At 40.1% G+C, this 15,862-nt stretch carries 18 protein-coding genes; 4 read left to right on the top strand and 14 right to left on the bottom strand.

The genetic code is table 11. The features are described from left to right. Positions 1-76: 76 nt before the first annotated feature. Both KME09_13710 and KME09_13705 read left to right on the top strand, forming a co-directional pair. On the top strand, positions 77-844 hold the full coding sequence (locus tag KME09_13710; GenBank protein MBW4534987.1) for a hypothetical protein: 768 nt from the start codon (positions 77-79) through the stop codon (positions 842-844). A 30-nt stretch (positions 845-874) separates the two neighbouring features. Next, a complete protein-coding gene (locus KME09_13705) occupies positions 875-1,762 on the top strand; it encodes an NAD(P)-dependent oxidoreductase (protein ID MBW4534986.1) in 888 nt (295 codons plus the stop codon). A gap of 236 nt (positions 1,763-1,998) precedes the next feature. Here KME09_13705 and KME09_13700 read toward each other — a convergent pair whose 3' ends face one another. Both KME09_13700 and KME09_13695 read right to left on the bottom strand, forming a co-directional pair. Next, complete coding sequence (locus KME09_13700) at positions 1,999-2,262, bottom strand: type II toxin-antitoxin system Phd/YefM family antitoxin (GenBank protein ID MBW4534985.1); 264 nt, start codon at positions 2,260-2,262, stop codon at positions 1,999-2,001. A gap of 57 nt (positions 2,263-2,319) precedes the next feature. Then, a complete protein-coding gene (locus KME09_13695; GenBank protein MBW4534984.1) occupies positions 2,320-2,724 on the bottom strand; it encodes a hypothetical protein in 405 nt (134 codons plus the stop codon). A gap of 115 nt (positions 2,725-2,839) precedes the next feature. Between KME09_13695 and KME09_13690 the strand changes: the two genes are divergently transcribed. Then, positions 2,840-3,193 carry a helix-turn-helix transcriptional regulator gene (locus tag KME09_13690; GenBank protein MBW4534983.1) on the top strand — a complete coding sequence of 118 codons (354 nt, stop codon included), beginning with the start codon at positions 2,840-2,842 and terminating at the stop codon, positions 3,191-3,193. Between the two features lie 16 nt (positions 3,194-3,209). Here KME09_13690 and KME09_13685 read toward each other — a convergent pair whose 3' ends face one another. The 10 genes from KME09_13685 to KME09_13640 form a co-directional block, all read right to left on the bottom strand. After that, positions 3,210-3,608, bottom strand: coding sequence for a DUF4164 domain-containing protein (locus KME09_13685; GenBank protein MBW4534982.1), 399 nt, complete (start codon positions 3,606-3,608; stop codon positions 3,210-3,212). A gap of 189 nt (positions 3,609-3,797) precedes the next feature. Further along, positions 3,798-4,472, bottom strand: coding sequence for a hypothetical protein (locus tag KME09_13680; protein MBW4534981.1), 675 nt, complete (start codon positions 4,470-4,472; stop codon positions 3,798-3,800). A 113-nt stretch (positions 4,473-4,585) separates the two neighbouring features. Next, complete coding sequence (msrB, locus tag KME09_13675; GenBank protein MBW4534980.1) at positions 4,586-4,996, bottom strand: peptide-methionine (R)-S-oxide reductase MsrB; 411 nt, start codon at positions 4,994-4,996, stop codon at positions 4,586-4,588. Between the two features lie 100 nt (positions 4,997-5,096). Beyond that, on the bottom strand, positions 5,097-6,191 hold the full coding sequence (locus KME09_13670; GenBank protein MBW4534979.1) for a HAMP domain-containing histidine kinase: 1,095 nt from the start codon (positions 6,189-6,191) through the stop codon (positions 5,097-5,099). A 138-nt stretch (positions 6,192-6,329) separates the two neighbouring features. Continuing rightward, on the bottom strand, positions 6,330-6,662 hold the full coding sequence (locus KME09_13665) for a DUF5615 family PIN-like protein (GenBank protein ID MBW4534978.1): 333 nt from the start codon (positions 6,660-6,662) through the stop codon (positions 6,330-6,332). Beyond that, a complete protein-coding gene (locus KME09_13660) occupies positions 6,659-6,889 on the bottom strand; it encodes a DUF433 domain-containing protein (protein ID MBW4534977.1) in 231 nt (76 codons plus the stop codon). The genes KME09_13665 and KME09_13660 overlap by 4 nt, the downstream gene beginning before the upstream one ends. Before the next feature lie 346 nt (positions 6,890-7,235). After that, positions 7,236-7,823, bottom strand: a complete 588-nt coding sequence (locus KME09_13655; protein ID MBW4534976.1) for a hypothetical protein — start codon at positions 7,821-7,823, stop codon at positions 7,236-7,238. Next, a complete protein-coding gene (locus KME09_13650) occupies positions 7,820-8,152 on the bottom strand; it encodes a DUF2834 domain-containing protein (GenBank protein ID MBW4534975.1) in 333 nt (110 codons plus the stop codon). Before KME09_13650 ends, KME09_13655 begins: the two co-directional genes overlap by 4 nt. Positions 8,153-8,260: 108 nt before the next feature. Next, complete coding sequence (locus KME09_13645; protein ID MBW4534974.1) at positions 8,261-9,130, bottom strand: helix-turn-helix transcriptional regulator; 870 nt, start codon at positions 9,128-9,130, stop codon at positions 8,261-8,263. A 336-nt stretch (positions 9,131-9,466) separates the two neighbouring features. Continuing rightward, a complete protein-coding gene (locus KME09_13640) occupies positions 9,467-12,613 on the bottom strand; it encodes an alkaline phosphatase (GenBank protein ID MBW4534973.1) in 3,147 nt (1,048 codons plus the stop codon). A 462-nt stretch (positions 12,614-13,075) separates the two neighbouring features. On the opposite strand from KME09_13640, the gene KME09_13635 reads away from it, so the two are divergent. Continuing rightward, entirely contained in the window at positions 13,076-13,537 is a 462-nt protein-coding gene (locus KME09_13635; protein ID MBW4534972.1) for a VOC family protein, read from the top strand. A gap of 65 nt (positions 13,538-13,602) precedes the next feature. Here the strand turns inward: KME09_13635 and KME09_13630 are convergent, their stop codons facing one another. Both KME09_13630 and KME09_13625 read right to left on the bottom strand, forming a co-directional pair. Further along, positions 13,603-14,763: a hypothetical protein gene (locus KME09_13630; GenBank protein MBW4534971.1), complete on the bottom strand. Its 1,161-nt coding sequence runs from the start codon at positions 14,761-14,763 to the stop codon at positions 13,603-13,605. Between the two features lie 46 nt (positions 14,764-14,809). Next, positions 14,810-15,682, bottom strand: a complete 873-nt coding sequence (locus KME09_13625; GenBank protein ID MBW4534970.1) for an inositol monophosphatase family protein — start codon at positions 15,680-15,682, stop codon at positions 14,810-14,812. Between the last annotated feature and the right edge of the window lie 180 nt (positions 15,683-15,862).

The following is a 15,862-nucleotide window of genomic DNA, read 5'->3' as shown; positions in this document are numbered from 1 at the left end:
AATATTCCGTATTATTGTTGGAGAGGCGATCGCCTTGATTGAATAGAGAAAAGTATACTAGTAATTAAGATAAATAATGCAAAATGTTAGTTTAGTAGCCTTCTATGGTGATAAACCTGTCGTATTAGCTAGCTTGATTCAAAAATTGCAGACATATCTAGCAAATCATCAGTTGCTTCACGATATATTTGTTCCCTATCAGTTAACTCAAGTTCACGGCACAATTATTGGTTGTGAAGGGTGGAAAACGAATCTAGGAGTAGTTAATCAGTGGTTTGAGGAAAAGAGGCAGGAAACCAAATATATTGATTTTGCTGGTTTAATTAATTATCTTCAGCATCAAGTTGATTTGCCTATAACGATTCGTTTTGCTGGATACGATCGCAATATAAACTACAATTTCTTAAGTCGCGATCGACATTTATATCATCGTTCTTTTCAACTTCAATCAGCAGACAATGAGTATATACCTGTATTAATTGGCTGGTCATGGCAAGATCGAGCTGTTACTTTAGCAATAGATAATCTACGCCGTGAGTTGCAGCGATTTAATTTACTGCATAAATATCATGCAATTCCTAGCGATATAGATAATGACTTTTATCTAAGACTAGGAACGATTAAGGCTAATTTAACTTTACCAGAGATAGATGCGATCGCCTTGGAGATCCGTAATTTATTAGCAGCTCAATTTATATCTATTGCAATTCAATTAGAAAACCTCGCTTTTGTCCAATATCAAGACTTGTCTCTAACTCCCGCCACCACGAAAGTAATTCCTGTGACTGAAATATTGCCTAGTGAACTCCAGCAGCTATATTCAGCTTCAGCTAGTAGACTTTAGAATTAGCTATAGAGATAAGATTTGGGAAAAATGAAGCAGAAATTACTAGTTACGGGTGCAAGTGGTTTTTTAGGCGGGAATTTGTGTCAACAGGCTCAAGCTAACTGGGAAGTATACGGCACTTATTTTAGCCACGAAGTGAAAATACCTGGAGTGACTTTATCTCAGACGGATTTAAAAGATTTTGCGGCTTTAGATCGCTTATTTAAAGAAATCAATCCTGATGCGGTAATTCATACGGCTGCTGCTTCTAAACCCAATTTTTGCCAAACTAACCCAAATGAATCTTTTGCGATCAACGTTACTGCGACGATTAATATTGCTCGCCTTTGTAGTGAACGTAATCTTCCCTGCGCCTTTACCTCAACTGATTTAGTCTTTGATGGTAAAAATTCCTTCTATACAGAAAGCGATCCTGTTTGTCCAATTAACTACTACGGTGAACAAAAAGCGATCGCCGAACAAAAAATAACTGAAATCTATCCTGCGATCGCAATCTGTCGGATGCCGTTGATGTTTGGTATGCCATCGCCAATGTCTCTTGGCTTTCTTCAAGAAATGGTAAGTAATCTTCAAGCAGGCAAAGAAATTAACTTATTTACCGACGAATTTAGGACTCCTGCCAGCGCCACAGCAGCATCTCAAGGATTATTATTAGCAGTCACTAAACAAGTCCAAGGGATTTTACATTTAGGGGGAAAAGAGCGTATTTCTCGCTATGATTTTGGTTTATTGCTAGCAGATATTTTGCAGCTACCGCAAGATTTAATCAAGCCAGGTAAACAGGCAGATGTAGTTATGGTGGCACCGCGATCGCCCGATACTTCTTTAGATAGTAGTAAAGCCTTTGCCTTGGGATACCAGCCTCTATCTTTGAAAGAAGAGTTAAGCAATTTATATAATATCCTCACTATTTAGCCTAATAATCTTTCAAGTTTCTGATAAATTTCATCTTAAAACTCGCGCCAAGACGTTTACCCCGCTTAGTTTGGGGCAAAGACGCAAAGGCGTTTATCCCGCTTAGTTTGAGCGCGAGATTCGGCGAATTCATTTCGCCTTGAATAATCGCGCTGTTGGGGCCCTAAAGGACTAGCTTCGCGTCGCAAAGATTTTATTAGAAGCACTTAAGCGGACTTGATATTAATCCGTCTAGTTTAGGCATGGGAAAGCTTTTCTAAAGCTGCGGTAAAAGCTTCGCTACCAACTAATTCTGACTGGCTACTCGCTTTGTCTGCGGTTTCTCCAAGCTGTCGATCTTCTAGTTCTTCGAGGCGATCGATTAGTTTTTGGTATGCTTGGGCGGATAAAATGACGTGGCTTGGTCGTTTTTGTTTAGTAACTAATATTGGTTCGACTTGAGCTTTATCGAACACCTCTCCATGTTGATTACGAATTTGGGTCAAGGAATAGACATTCATTACTTGAACATTTTGACTATTTTGTACATTATAGCAATTATTTGCTAATGAACACTTTTAAGATGTTTTGTCTTGGGATATGAAGGCGATCGCGACTAGTTCTAAAATCAATGCAGCGATCGCTGTTGAGGTAAGCTGGATTAATCCTACATCTGCGTTATTGAATAATCCGTTTCTGACACTCAAATAAGCAGAAATAATGTCGGTAAAATCGATCGCCACACAAGCAAATAACAGCATTTTGACTTGGGTTTTGTCTGTCAACACCACTAATATAGCCAGTACCATATCTCTAATTGCCCAGGCACGAATAGCATAAGGCATTTGCAGATTAGAAGCTAAAGATAGTCCTGTTTCTGCCATAAATAGATGAGGTGCTGCATAGCCAAAGGCACTCAAAGCAAACCGAATTAGACACATCAAGCCGATTAACAATGCCACATACCAGACTTGATTTCTCATGCTCACTGCTCCAAATATTTCAATTAAATTTAGCTAAACCTTAAATTCTTTTAGTTACGAAAGTAAAGTAGCTACTTTTTAGTAAGCTAGGAACTAAAAATAAAGCATCAAAAGTATGACAGAGCTTGAATATGTTCCTTTAGAAAAGCTGCTCGATCAGATTTCAGGGCGTTGGACAATGTATATTCTATGGATTTTAGACACTAACGGTACACTTCGCTTTGGAGAATTAAAGCGTCAAGTTGAAGGAATTTCTACTAAAGTTTTAACCGAGAGATTAAGAATGTTAGAGAAGATTGGAATTATCCATCGCCACTATGAAGCAACAATTCCGCCAAAAGTAAGCTACGAATTAACTGAGCGAGGCAAAGAATTATCTGAGCCTTTATATCAGCTTTGTGAGTTGGCTACTCGCTGGTATGGAGATGTCACTTCCCACACTATGAACTATGAACGCAAACAATTTTAATTGTGAAGCGTAATCATCAAAGCTTGCTGGACATCCAAAAGAACATTCCAAAACCGCCAAGTACCACTATGGCAATACCAATCAAAATACCGCGACTAGCGAATTCTACATTGCCTATTCTAATATTTAACTGTTCGGTCTTGGTATCTAAAGTCTTGATTTCTCCTGATAATCTTTCATCTAGCGCTTTAATATTGCCTTTGATTTCGGCTTGACCTAAAGCTAAATTATCTATCTTTTCGTCTAACTTATTTATCTTGCTGTCTATCTTTTCGTCTAGCTTATTTATCTTGCTGTCTATCTTTTCGTCTAACTTATTTATTTTGCTGTCTATCTTCTCGTCCAGTTTATCTATCTTACCTTCGAGCCTGCTGAGTATTTGCGCTAAGTCTGTTTGAATTGTGGGGTTTTCCATTGCTATGATTAATTTGAGTTTTGAAAAAGCATTCCCTCTTGATTGCTAGTCGGTGGGGATGTCTTTATCCTAAAGGATTCCCTAAAGGGTTAGCTTCGCGTCAGCGAGTCCTAAAGGATAAGCTTCGCGTCCTTCGCGTCGCACTTCGTTATTATATTGGCTAGATTTTCTCTACAGTTGGGCAAATCTTTAAAACATTAACTCTAAATTAATTCCTGCACGACTATCATGATCCTCGATGGAGTTTTGCCATTCTAAATCTGTTGATAGGCGCAACTTAGAAGTAACAGCATAGCCAACCGAGAGAGAAGTTATACCGACTTCTTCACTACCACCAGGGGAAATATAGCTTTGAGACAGGGAAATATCCCCTGCACCAGTACGAGAAAAAGCGAGCATTAGTCTTAAACCAAGGTGCAGTCCATCGGTATTAAAGTCATTACTTTGAACATAGCGATAACCGACTATCGGAGCGAGATTAAAATAATTGCCCAGAGGTAAGACAAAATAATGTAAGTCTGCGCCGTAAGAATTGCGATCGCCATTAAAGGCAGACTGGTAATTGGCACTAACGGTTAAACCCGTACGTTTAATAAATATATCTTCAACGCCTAGATTTATTCCTCCTGTGTTATCCGTGCTAGGAAAAGTCGTGAAACCTAAGCGTAAGCGAGTACGAAAACTAGGATCGTGGCGAATATCCTCCCATAAGTCGGGTACTTCCTTGAGCCAGCGTTGTAAAGTGGGACTTTCTTTAAGTACGCGATCTGGTATGTCTTGTGTGTTTTGTCTGTCTTTTAGATCTGTAGTTTGAGCATTAACTGAGTTGGCAACGCTAAGTAAGACAATTTGCCAACCCAGCATGATCCCTAATAGCTTTAAGAGATTAAGATTAATGGCGTTCAAAAATATACCCTGAATTTTCTTTAGCCAATCTAGCTTAAATTACTACATGATGAAATGATAGTTAGAATTTTCTATTTTTCAGGCACAAACTTGAGGGAGACTCCATTCATACAGTAGCGTTGTCCTGTGGGTTTAGGCCCATCACTAAAGACATGACCTAAATGACCACCGCAGCGACTACAATGTACTTCTGTTCTGGTCATAAAGAGAGTGCGGTCAACAGTAGTAGCGATCGCCTGTTCTAAAGGCTGATAAAAACTCGGCCATCCTGTACCACTATTGAATTTTGTATCGGAGGTAAATAAAGGTTGCCCACAGGCCGCACAAAGGTAAGTACCATCGTCATAAACTTTGTCTAGAGGACTTGTACCTGCTCTTTCTGTACCGTGCTTACGTAGCACTTTAAACGCTTCTGGAGTGAGGGTTTCTTTCCACTCTTGCTCGGTTTTTTGAACTTCGTATTGATTTTCGGAGGTTGTCATAATAAATTAATGATTGTAAAGAATTGCAAATATTACTATTATGACGCGAATAGGGGCGATTCGCGACGCGCAGCTAGTCCTTTAGGGCGAAATGCCCCTACTAGGCAATTGGTAGATAGAAACGGAAAGTGCTACCTACACCTAATTCGCTTGTCACCTCAATTTTACCACCCTGTAATTCTACTAAACGGCGGGCGATCGCCAGACCAATACCCGTTCCACCTGAATGACTAGAGCGAGAAGGATCGGCACGCCAAAAACGCTCAAAGAGAAAGGGTAAGTCCTCTTCGGCAATGCCAATTCCTGTGTCCGTGACGGAGATCCAGATCTGACGATTGATTTTTTTAGCTTCGACGGTAATCGAGCCTGTTTCGGTGTAGCGGATTGCATTACCTAATAAATTGACGAGAATTTGTTCAGTGCGATCGCGATCGGCTAAAACAGGAGGAAGATCTTTAGGATATTTTAGTTCTAAGGTGGGGCCATCTTCTAATAGCTGATCGGCAAATCGTTCTACGAGGGAAGCCAGTAAAGGATATAAATTCAATGGTTGAGGGTTAATCGATAAATAACCCGCTTCTGCTTTAGAAAGCTCCTGGAGATCGTGGATCAAGCGCTCTAAACGTCTAGTTTCTTTAATCAAACGCAGATACAGTTCAGGACTACCCTCAATTCTGCCATCAGCCAGTTCTTCTAAATATCCCCGCATGACAGTTAAGGGAGTGCGGAGTTCGTGAGTAAGATCGCTAATTAACTCTCTTCGTCTTTGCTCCACATTACCAATACTACTCGCCATGGAGTTGAAGCTGACACTCAGTTGATTGAGTTCAGAAATATCGCTACCAGGGACTCTTTCATCCAAGTCTCCTGCGGCAAACTTTTGGGTAATGCGTCTCATTTGCGTTACAGGTTGGGTAATGCGTTTAGAAGAGACATAGCTGACTGCACCTGCTGCACCTGAACCGACAATTACCGATAAGATTGCACTCCGATTCCAGGCATTTTGGAATCCTTCCACCAAATAGGTTCGAGCCGAGCGAACAGTAAAAATACCTCGCTTTTCCAACTGTTCCAGACGGAAAACAAACATCCTGGGGGACGATACTTTAGCAATGATGATAAAACTGCCCAATCCCACCATCATGACTAATAAGTGTGAGACAAATAAACGCGCACCCAGACTTAGCTTAGGCATTATTCAACTAATAATTTCAACTGCGATCGCCTAACAATTAGACGTAGCTAATTTTACTGCTTTTTAATTATTATTTCTGTAATTATATTTTCTCCATTTGTAAAAACCCTGGAAAAAGATTCTAAAGCCATCGGTGCATTATGATAAAGCAAGCAGGGATAAATTATCATCTTCATAAAATAATTTGATTGCGCCAAAATCCCGACGCAACAGATTCTCAACTTGTAACGTCGAACAGTTACCCAGGCGAAGCCAAATAACTTTCGGTGGATTCCCAAATACTAAGCTTAGGTCGTGCATGTCCGCATCTTTCGAGACAATCATCAAATTATTATCTTTTGCATAATCCCAAACTATTGGGTCGATGGTTGCTTTCATACCAACATCTCGAACGTGAAGCGAATTTGGAAAAAGATCACTCAAACGGTTTGGCAAATTGGGCGACAAGTTTTCATCGAAAAGTAATTTCATGTGGATAATGGAGCGATCATAAACCGACGCTCACGATCAGCAGCATAAGCTATACAGGCTTTTAAATCTTCTCGCGTCAGATCGGGAAAATCGTCGAGAATTTCTGCTTCAGTCATCTCGGAAGCCAGATACTCCAGCACTTCATAAACCGTAATTCGCAAGCCGCGTACACAAGGCTTACCACCGCGTTTATTTGGTTCGATCGTGATGTAGTTTCGGTAGTTCATAGTTGAAATGATCGTTATTGTGTTCTTTCCATTGGCAAAATCTTAGATTATGGCGATGGAACTGGCTCTATCATCCACTAAACAAGCTGAATTACAATATTATTTTAAGCTAGAACCTAGAATAATCCTTCGCCCCAGGGTTCAGTTTTGATCGCAATTCAACTTTAGCAGCATTTCCCATTCCCTTCAGTTTTTAGAGTTCTTCTACCTGGTATCCCTGGTTCTTGGCAATCTCAAGTATAGAGGGGCATGAGTTTTACTAACTTTAGACAATGATCTAGATCGCACTACTTTAACCTTGATCGCTCTAACTACAAACTGTTTTTGCAAAAGTGTATCGCCCGATTCAAACTACAATTTTTTGGCGTTGCACCAGCAAACGTAGAATCAAGGCAAAGATCAAGATAGCTACCCACGGTGCATAAAACAGCCAGGACTCGCCTAATCTTTTGACAAAAGCAACGGTAAAAGATAGCCAAAGATAGTACATTCCCAGCGTATGCAAAATTTTCCAGTTATGTCTGCCTAGAATAGTAGCAGGACGTTTGAAAGAAGTAATGGTCATCAACAGAATAAATACATAGCCCAAATTAGCAGTAAAATTATCTCGCACCATGTTTTCTGAGGTTAAGATGGCGACACCTGCGATCGCAATTGCATGAAATCCGTGAGATATTGCCATAGATAAGCCTAAATAGCGACGATTTTGTAATAACCAGCTAGAGGCTTGACTTGGCTTAAGTTTCTGTATTGCTGAGGCAGTAAAAGCTAATAAAAATAAAATGCAGGATGAACGAGCCGTAAATCTAATTAAGAGCCGAAAACTATCTTCGCTCATGCCTTTCGCCAACAAAATTGCAGCAAATATCGTGGCAATAATTAGAGTCGATGATTGAACAATTTGCCATTTCTGGAATGGTAATACTCTGCTCATATAGCTTCACCTGATAATTCTGTTTTCAGATGACTTAAGCGCATTGCTAAAAATAAAGGTAATGCACAAGACAAGCCGATGATTAAATTCACCACAATATAAACCCAGAGGAATTTCATTTGCCGTTTTGTGCCTTCTTTAAATACAAAAATCCAAAACACGAAGGAAGAAGTAAATAAATCTACAGCGAAAGCACTAGAGGCTTGATTAACAAATAATTGTGACCAAAATAACGATAAATTTAAACCATGATCGACAAGAAAAGGAATAAATTGTGAATAAGGCAGAGCAAAACCGACTATGGCTAAGATTAGGTAAGTTATTTGCATGACTATGATTAATTTAGAACTAATGCTTAGTTTAAATATTTGTTAGTCCGCTGTCTTACCTATACTTCCAAAAATTGTTCTATTCTTCCGATTAATTTTGTATCCTGTTTAAAATAAATTCTGATATGCTTTGGGTGTGATTTGATAATGCTGGCGAAAGACTCTAGTAAAATGACTTTGATTTTTGAATCCAACTTCCTGGCAAATAAAAGCGATCGCTAAGTTGTTTTGGCGCAATAAAATTTTGGCTTTTGCTAAACGGCAATTGGTAATATATTTATGAGGTGAAGTACCAGTGGATTGCTTAAACAGGCTAGCAAAATAATGAGGACTAATATTAATTAAACTTGCCAGTAAGTCTAGGTTCAGATTATGGTCTAAATGTTCTTGAATATATTCAGTGACTATTTTTAACTGGTAATTTGTTAGTCCACCTCGATACTCCTTGACAATAGAATTTTTGACTCCGTAACGCCATAGTAAATGCGCTCCCAATGCCGTAGCCATAGAATCTGCATAAAGCCGACTATCTTCGCCAGCTTTAGCTAATTCGGTTTTTAAAGCTAAGGCTATTTGTTGAATCAGAGGATCTTGGACTTTTAGCTGCGATCTCAACTCAACTTTAGCAGCACTTGCTCCCATAGCATTTAGCAGTGTATCAGGGGGCAAAAATAGATCGATTAAAGGTACATCCCGATCTGTTTTCACTCTGGGGAATAGGCTACCAGCAGGAATTAGAGCAACATCACCTTTTAGATATTGTTCTTGATGCCATTTTCCCTCGATGTGAAAACTAGCCTGAAATTCTCCCTGAGCAACTATTAAAACATGAGTCAAGGCGATCGTTTCGGGCATCTCTCCCGCTGGCTCTAATTCATAAATCAGACCAAGATTATTCCATCCCGCTTCTTGACTAGAAAGTAGATGATTTTGCTCGTGTTCACTGTATAAATTAATCGCGGATTCTTCTAAAGACAAAATTCAAAACCGATAGTTTATAGTTATACCAATTCTCTATGAAAATGCATTAAATCAGATTTGACCCCTTTGCCCCAAACTAAGCAGGATAAAAGTCTTTGCCCCAAACTAAGCGGGATAAACGTCTTTGCGTCTTTGCGCGAGACTTACAATCAAAATATTAAGTGCGACTTTAAAGAGAAATGGTATTAATACTGTTGATTAACTTGAATTAAATCTCATTATTTCATATGTTTCCTATTTGAAATGACTATATTTAGCTAAAGTTTTCATTACTTTAGTATGCGCTTGCCCAACTTTTGAAGGACAAACGCATTTTATCCAGTTTGTCAAAATTTAAACAAAAACAAAATTATCTGCATTTAAACTAGTAGCATCAACACCTTGAAGAATTGCTAAGTCTTCTTCGCCATTAGTAATTACGGCATCTCCATTGCTATCGGTAATGCTTAAATCCTCGAACGCAATCTCCAAACTAGCAATACCAAGAACATCAGTTCCAGACTCAAAATCGGTAATGATGTTAGCTGATTCGGGAAATCGACCATTAGCAAGCCAAAATTGGTCTGCACCTTCCCCTCCAGTAATCGTATTATCACCGCCATTGGTGGCAAAGAAACGATCTACACCTTCTGCACCTACAACAATATCTCCTGTACCTAAAATAGCCAGATCATCACCAGCATCGAGATTGATCAGGTTGTTGCCCCCACTAGCGATCGCAGCATTGACAAGATCTTCACCTTCACCAGTAGAAATTTGGCGATCGCTGCCTTCTAGTTCAATAATATCGATGTCTTGATTACCTAATAAGGTTTCAGCAGTGGTTTGCTCCCCTCCATCAGCTGCCATTTCAGGTTCAGTCCCAAATAAAGTCTGGTACATAATACTGTACATATCGGTGTTATCTACCGTACTTTCTAACAAGTCTGAATTCAAACCATAAGCTTTAGAAACAATACTACCTGCAACATCATCAGTAGTGGCATAAGCTAGACCAAAATCAAAATTATCGCCGTCTGCATCAGGTGCGCCAGTGGTAAAAGGTGCAGTGTCGTTACCTGTAGTGCCATCCAGGGGAACTTGAACACCATCAGCATCTTCGCCAAAAGAGACAGTTTCTGATTGGACGTTAATGTCGCCTACAGTTTCGCTATCCGCATCAACATCAATTACTTCTACACCACCAGCATCGCTATCGGCAGCAGTCAAAACTAAAGTATTAGGGTCAACATTGTTCACGAAATCTTGTGCTACACCAATAGCTTCATCAGCCCGTAAAGTTGATTCAACTGTTCCTGCACCGTTATTATTATTAGGGAAGTTATCTGAACCTTCTTCTTCCATAACAACCATGAAGCCATCTTCAGCGTTGGCGAACTTATCCAAACCTAAAGTTTTATCGAGCATTTCGGCAACGGTAGGCGGATTTTCATTTCCTGGTTGTCCGTAGAGAATTAATTCACCATTTTCATCGACCAAACCTTCTGATTTTAAAGTTGCTTCATCTGTATCGTTATAGGTATCTTCGGCAGCAAAGACACCCAAAACTTTTTCCGCATCAGCAGGTAAATTCTCTAATTCTTCACGAGAATAAACAACGGTGTAACCTTTGGCTTCGGCTTCTTCAATAATATTGCGTCCATCTTCGCGAATACCTTCTTCTCCAAAACGTCCGACTGTACCTTTGGGTAGATAGTGAATTTCACCACCACCCATGATCACATCTGCACCAGACTCAACGATTTCGGCAGTAATTTCCGCAACATTGTCACGGTTTTCAGCATCCGAGAGAAATGCACCCGTACCAGGTTCGGCAATAAAACCAGAATTGATTACTGCGGTAGGCTTACCAGCAGCGATCGCTTCTTCCATTACCGTCGTACCTGATTCACCTGAAAGGGAAGTGTAAGGATTACCCTCTTCGTCTAAACCATAACTACCAGCGTAGGGTTTAATACCGTAAGCGTGAGCCACTGCACCAGCATTAGAAGTCGCCACAACTCGATCATCTAAATGTCCGAGATAAACCCCCGCATCGGTCATGTTGTCCCAGTTTAATCTGCCATCTGTGCCTTCCGAAGCAAATCGCGCAGCAGCATAATGAGAGGGACTTGTACCATCTGGGTGAATAAAGATAACATTACCCGTATCCTCAGTAGCTTCAGGAGCAGGTTGAATATCGTCAGGCACTCCTTCAGGGGGTTCTAACTCCACATCAAAGAGAGTTTTATACATCAAACTATAAATGCCTGTATTGTCTACAGTGCTGGGAAGTTCCTCGGCATTTAAACCGTAAGTTTTAGAGACAATACTACCTGCGACATCGGGAGTACCAGACCAAAGAACACCGTAATCAAAAGTGTCACCGTCAGCATCTGGTGCGCCAGTCGTAAAAGGTGCGGTATCGTTACCTGTCGTACCATCTAGGGGAACTTCTGTGTCAAAAGGAGGTTGCACTTCGGTAGTACCTACTGTCTCTCCTTCAACATCGTCGATTTCCAAACCCCCACCATCGCTATCAGCAGCAGTCACCAGTAAAGTATTGGGATTAACATTATCAATATAGTCCTGAGCAACACCGATCGCTTCATCTGCTCTTAATACTGCTTCAGTTGTCCCCTCAGCATTATTATTATTCCCAAAGTTGTCTGTGCCTTCCTCTTCTAAGACGACAAACATACCCTTTTCATTCTGGCTGAAAGTATCTAAACCCAGAGTTGCTTCTAACATTTGAGCAACAGTTGGCGGATTTTCATTACCAGGTTGACCATAGGAAATTAAATTACCCTCTGCATCGACCAAGCCTTCTTGTTTTAAAGCCTCTTCGGGAAGATCATTGTAAGTATCTTCGGCTGCAAAAACCCCTAATACTTTTTCCGTATCGGCAGGAAGAGCTTGTAATTCTTCTAGAGTATAAACTACCGTATACCCTAGATCTTCCGCTTCTTGAATTAGGTTGCGTCCATCTTCACGGATACCTTCTTCACCAAAACGTCCAACTGTACCTTTGGGCAAATAATGAATTTCACCTCCACCCAAGATCGCGTTAGTACCAGACTCGACTATTTCCGCCGTAATTTCGGCAACGTCATCACGATTTTCTGCATCAGCTAAAAATACACCAGTACCAGGTTCGGCAATAAAACCAGAATTAATCACGGCTGTCGATTTGCCTTCGGCGATCGCCTCTTCCATAATGGTCGTACCTGATTGACCAGAAAGGGAAGTATAAGGATTGCCCTCTTCATCTAGACCATAGCTATCAGCTACAGGTTTAATACCGTAGGCATGAGCTACTGCACCAGCATTAGAAGTAGCTACAATTTGGTCGTCTAAATGTCCGAGATAAACCCCTGCATCAGTCATCTCATCCCAGTTTAGTCTGCCATCTGTTCCTTCAGATGCTAAACGTCCTGCTGCATAGTGTGAAGGACTTGCACCGTCTGGATGAATAAAAATTACGCTATTGTTTTCGCTCATGATCTGTTGATTTTTTAGCTAATAATTAGCAATAAAGACTATTTGGGATATGTAAATGTTAAAGAGGCGTAAAATCGTCAAATATACCAATTGCCAGCACAATTTCTTAATCTGCTAACTCTTAATCTGCCAAAATTGCTTTGAGGGATATTGAAAGTAACGAGACCTCAATCGATCAATTCAAAGTTGACAAACCACTATGGGAATATTGGATATTGAGAATTATTATGTTTCTTAATAAAATCTTGATATTTCTAGATTAAGTAAAAGTAATTTTTGGTTTAAATATTGTCTAGATGACTCTCAAAGCCAGATTTACGCAATTTCTCCAACCAGCGATCGCGCAGCCCAATCGCAATTTAAAAAATTTCTCACAATAGTGATTAAGCTAAAAACCAACTAATTCTTGATTTTTGCTCGATAATTAAAGTGAAGCTACTTAATTCTTAAAGATCGATTATTATGATTTCTCAACAATCATCTCTAGGTCTAGCAGTTGGTTCTTTACGCAAGGTACACCACATTGCTTTAAACGTTCAGGACATGGAGGCATCTAAGCACTTTTACGGCAATATCTTGGGCTTACATCAGCTAACAGGGGATGAAGTGCCTCCAACTTTAGTCAAGCTAGTGGCAGCAGGAAAAGTATGTAACTTTAAAACTCCTGACGGTATTATTCTGGATTTGTTTGCCGAACCCGATCTGTCGCCTCCCGATCGCGATCCAGAAAAGCAATTTACCCGTGCTAATCATTTGTCTTTTGATATTGAACCACAACTATTTGATGAAGCGATCGCCATTTTGAAACAGCTGCAAATTCCTGTGGCGATCGATGTAGTAACCCGCTTGACGGGGCGAGGATTTTATATTTACGATCCTGATGGCTTTATCGTTGAGATTCGCTGCGATCCTTTGAATGTCTGATATGGATTAACTTCGTTCACATTTATTAGTTTTTAGCTTTTGAGCGAAATGTACAATCAAAAATCTTATCTGCCGACTTTTCCTGAAGCCAAGGCAGGAAATCTAACTAGGTAAAAAGGTGCTTTGAAGTCATTTTCGCCATTATTTAGCGGTGGCGAGTTCTGTAATTGGCTAACGGTAACGTAGATATAATCATCTGGGCTAAACGCCATGCCATTAGTCCAACTGAGTAGCTTTTTGTCTTGATACAGAATTTGATATGCGCCTGTGGCATCCACCACGCCGAGCGCATGATCGGTAATGGAGGTAATATAAACATTGCCTGCGCCATCAACGGTGATACCGTCACAAATTGGCTTGTCGCCATAGCGTTCCACTCTACTAGATAAATCTTCAGGAGAAAGGGCAGGATCTAATAAATCTATTGTGGCAATGCGATATAAAGATTTACCACTCATGGGTGCATAGTAAACCCATTCATTATTGGGATCGACGGTAATTGGGTTCGCGCCAACTTTAGCGGGTTTTGCTGCCATATTAATTACCCGTTCATCGACTATTAGGGGTATATCTTCAGGGCGAGTGGAAACATCTCCTTCTAATACCCTGCGGGAAAATCCAGTATTGAGATCGACAACGATTAAAGCTGAATTATCTCCGCTAGCAGTATCGGTAAGATAAATTGCATTATTATCTAGATCGACAGCTAAATCATTTAAAAAAGAGTTTTCAGCAATAATTGGCTGTGGCAGATAGATTACTTGGTAAAGTTCGTCATTTTCTGTATCCCAACCCACAATTTTACCTGGTTGTCCCACTCCCTCACTATTATCGAGCATCCAGACTACACCATTGGCATCGGCTCTTAATCCCAACACCGTATTTAAACCGATTCCCTTTTGCTCAGGTTTGCTACTCCAGGCTTGATTAGGAAAAGGTACTAGGCTGTTATCTGCCAATAATTCCACTACTCGTAAGGGCGCACCATAAAATTGATGCTGACTCATCATGATTCTGCCTTCTGGCGTGATGGCAATATTCCCTGGAGGATGTGCTGCGGGAAATTCGGCAACTACTTCTAACTCGTCTTGCAATTCATTTTGAGCAACTACTGGATGATGAACAGCAAAAGATAACCAAATAACCAAAATCGCGACAGATATAAAGTAGGCTAGAAAACTAAATAAGCGATCGCGGTCAATTTTAGCTTGATAGTTATCGATCATAATTTGTTTAGATTCTGGGCAACAGTAAGTTACTGATCGAATATTATTAGTCAGTTTGCTTAAATTCCTGACAGGCTGCTAACAAATCTTGATGTAGTTGCGGAGTTCTAGCGACGATCGCGCCATCATAACTATAATTTTGACAAGTGTGCAAGGGTGGCAAAGGAAAACCGTCTAATCCTGTGACGATACAACCATTCTCTTGTGCCATGAATGCCAAGGCTGCACTATCAATAAACTTACCTCTTTTGGTAATCCAGCCGCTTAAATCTCCTGTAAAAATACCGTTGTAGTTGGGTAATTTAATCGTCGAAGAATAACAGTTCTCGATATCTATTACCTGGTACTTATCTTGTAATGCGGGTTTTAAATGTGCCATTCCCCAACCTAATAAGATTGCGGGAGCAGAATTATTAATTTTTAATCTGGGGCAATCAGCTAAATCTTGTTGAAGATGACCATGATATACTCCATGATTTTTGATGGTGTAATAGTAGCAGTCTTGAGCGGGAGAAATGGCAATTACCGCCTCGTAGCTATCGGTATTTAAGATACTTAGAATAATCTGATAATTATCAAAACCATCAAGATAATATTGTGTCCCATCAATTGGATCTAAAGTAATCAGGTAGTTATTTGTACTTAACTCCGTCGAAGAAAAATATTTAGTATTGCGTGATTGTTCATATTCCTCACCATAAAAAGCCAGATTGGGATATTTTCCCAGTAGGGCTACCTCCACCACTGTTTGAATCGAAAGATCCGCATCAGTTAAAGCTGCCGCTAAGATATTGCCTTCTACATCTTTGGCGGGTAAAGAAGTAATCTTGGCTTGGATCTGCCGTGCGTAGCCCGCAGCTAGTCGTAAATGGGGCAATAAGGTTTGAAGTATTTCACGGGGAAGAGGCAAAGAGAACATCTCAAATATCAGGCGCAGCTAAATTTAATTGTTGCTTAATCTTAAAGGTAAACTAGGCAAGATTTAAGATAGCCTCATTTTTAGTTTTATTTTTAGTCTCAAGCTCAAATACTATAGCCGTACAAAGTTAAATTAGGACAATTAGAGCGATCGCAGTTAGGATAGTGCAGTGGAATAGTT

The sequence above is a fragment of the Pleurocapsa minor HA4230-MV1 genome, from assembly GCA_019359095.1.
In the GTDB taxonomy this organism is placed as follows: domain Bacteria; phylum Cyanobacteriota; class Cyanobacteriia; order Cyanobacteriales; family Xenococcaceae; genus Waterburya; species Waterburya minor.
Note: the sequence above shows the minus strand (reverse complement) of the source record. Positions and strands in the feature narration are given on the sequence as shown.

Excerpts from the sequence above, each read along its gene's own strand:
- KME09_13710 (MBW4534987.1), top strand. The coding sequence starts at position 77 with ATGCAAAATGTTAGTTTAGTAGCCTTCTATGGTGATAAACCTGTCGTA.
- KME09_13705 (MBW4534986.1), top strand. The coding sequence starts at position 875 with ATGAAGCAGAAATTACTAGTTACGGGTGCAAGTGGTTTTTTAGGCGGG.
- KME09_13700 (MBW4534985.1), bottom strand. The coding sequence starts at position 2,262 with ATGAATGTCTATTCCTTGACCCAAATTCGTAATCAACATGGAGAGGTG.
- KME09_13695 (MBW4534984.1), bottom strand. The coding sequence starts at position 2,724 with ATGAGAAATCAAGTCTGGTATGTGGCATTGTTAATCGGCTTGATGTGT.
- KME09_13690 (MBW4534983.1), top strand. The coding sequence starts at position 2,840 with ATGACAGAGCTTGAATATGTTCCTTTAGAAAAGCTGCTCGATCAGATT.
- KME09_13685 (MBW4534982.1), bottom strand. The coding sequence starts at position 3,608 with ATGGAAAACCCCACAATTCAAACAGACTTAGCGCAAATACTCAGCAGG.
- KME09_13680 (MBW4534981.1), bottom strand. The coding sequence starts at position 4,472 with ATGCTGGGTTGGCAAATTGTCTTACTTAGCGTTGCCAACTCAGTTAAT.
- msrB (MBW4534980.1), bottom strand. The coding sequence starts at position 4,996 with ATGACAACCTCCGAAAATCAATACGAAGTTCAAAAAACCGAGCAAGAG.
- KME09_13670 (MBW4534979.1), bottom strand. The coding sequence starts at position 6,191 with ATGCCTAAGCTAAGTCTGGGTGCGCGTTTATTTGTCTCACACTTATTA.
- KME09_13665 (MBW4534978.1), bottom strand. The coding sequence starts at position 6,662 with ATGAAATTACTTTTCGATGAAAACTTGTCGCCCAATTTGCCAAACCGT.
- KME09_13660 (MBW4534977.1), bottom strand. The coding sequence starts at position 6,889 with ATGAACTACCGAAACTACATCACGATCGAACCAAATAAACGCGGTGGT.
- KME09_13655 (MBW4534976.1), bottom strand. The coding sequence starts at position 7,823 with ATGAGCAGAGTATTACCATTCCAGAAATGGCAAATTGTTCAATCATCG.
- KME09_13650 (MBW4534975.1), bottom strand. The coding sequence starts at position 8,152 with ATGCAAATAACTTACCTAATCTTAGCCATAGTCGGTTTTGCTCTGCCT.
- KME09_13640 (MBW4534973.1), bottom strand. The coding sequence starts at position 12,613 with ATGAGCGAAAACAATAGCGTAATTTTTATTCATCCAGACGGTGCAAGT.
- KME09_13635 (MBW4534972.1), top strand. The coding sequence starts at position 13,076 with ATGATTTCTCAACAATCATCTCTAGGTCTAGCAGTTGGTTCTTTACGC.
- KME09_13630 (MBW4534971.1), bottom strand. The coding sequence starts at position 14,763 with ATGATCGATAACTATCAAGCTAAAATTGACCGCGATCGCTTATTTAGT.
- KME09_13625 (MBW4534970.1), bottom strand. The coding sequence starts at position 15,682 with ATGTTCTCTTTGCCTCTTCCCCGTGAAATACTTCAAACCTTATTGCCC.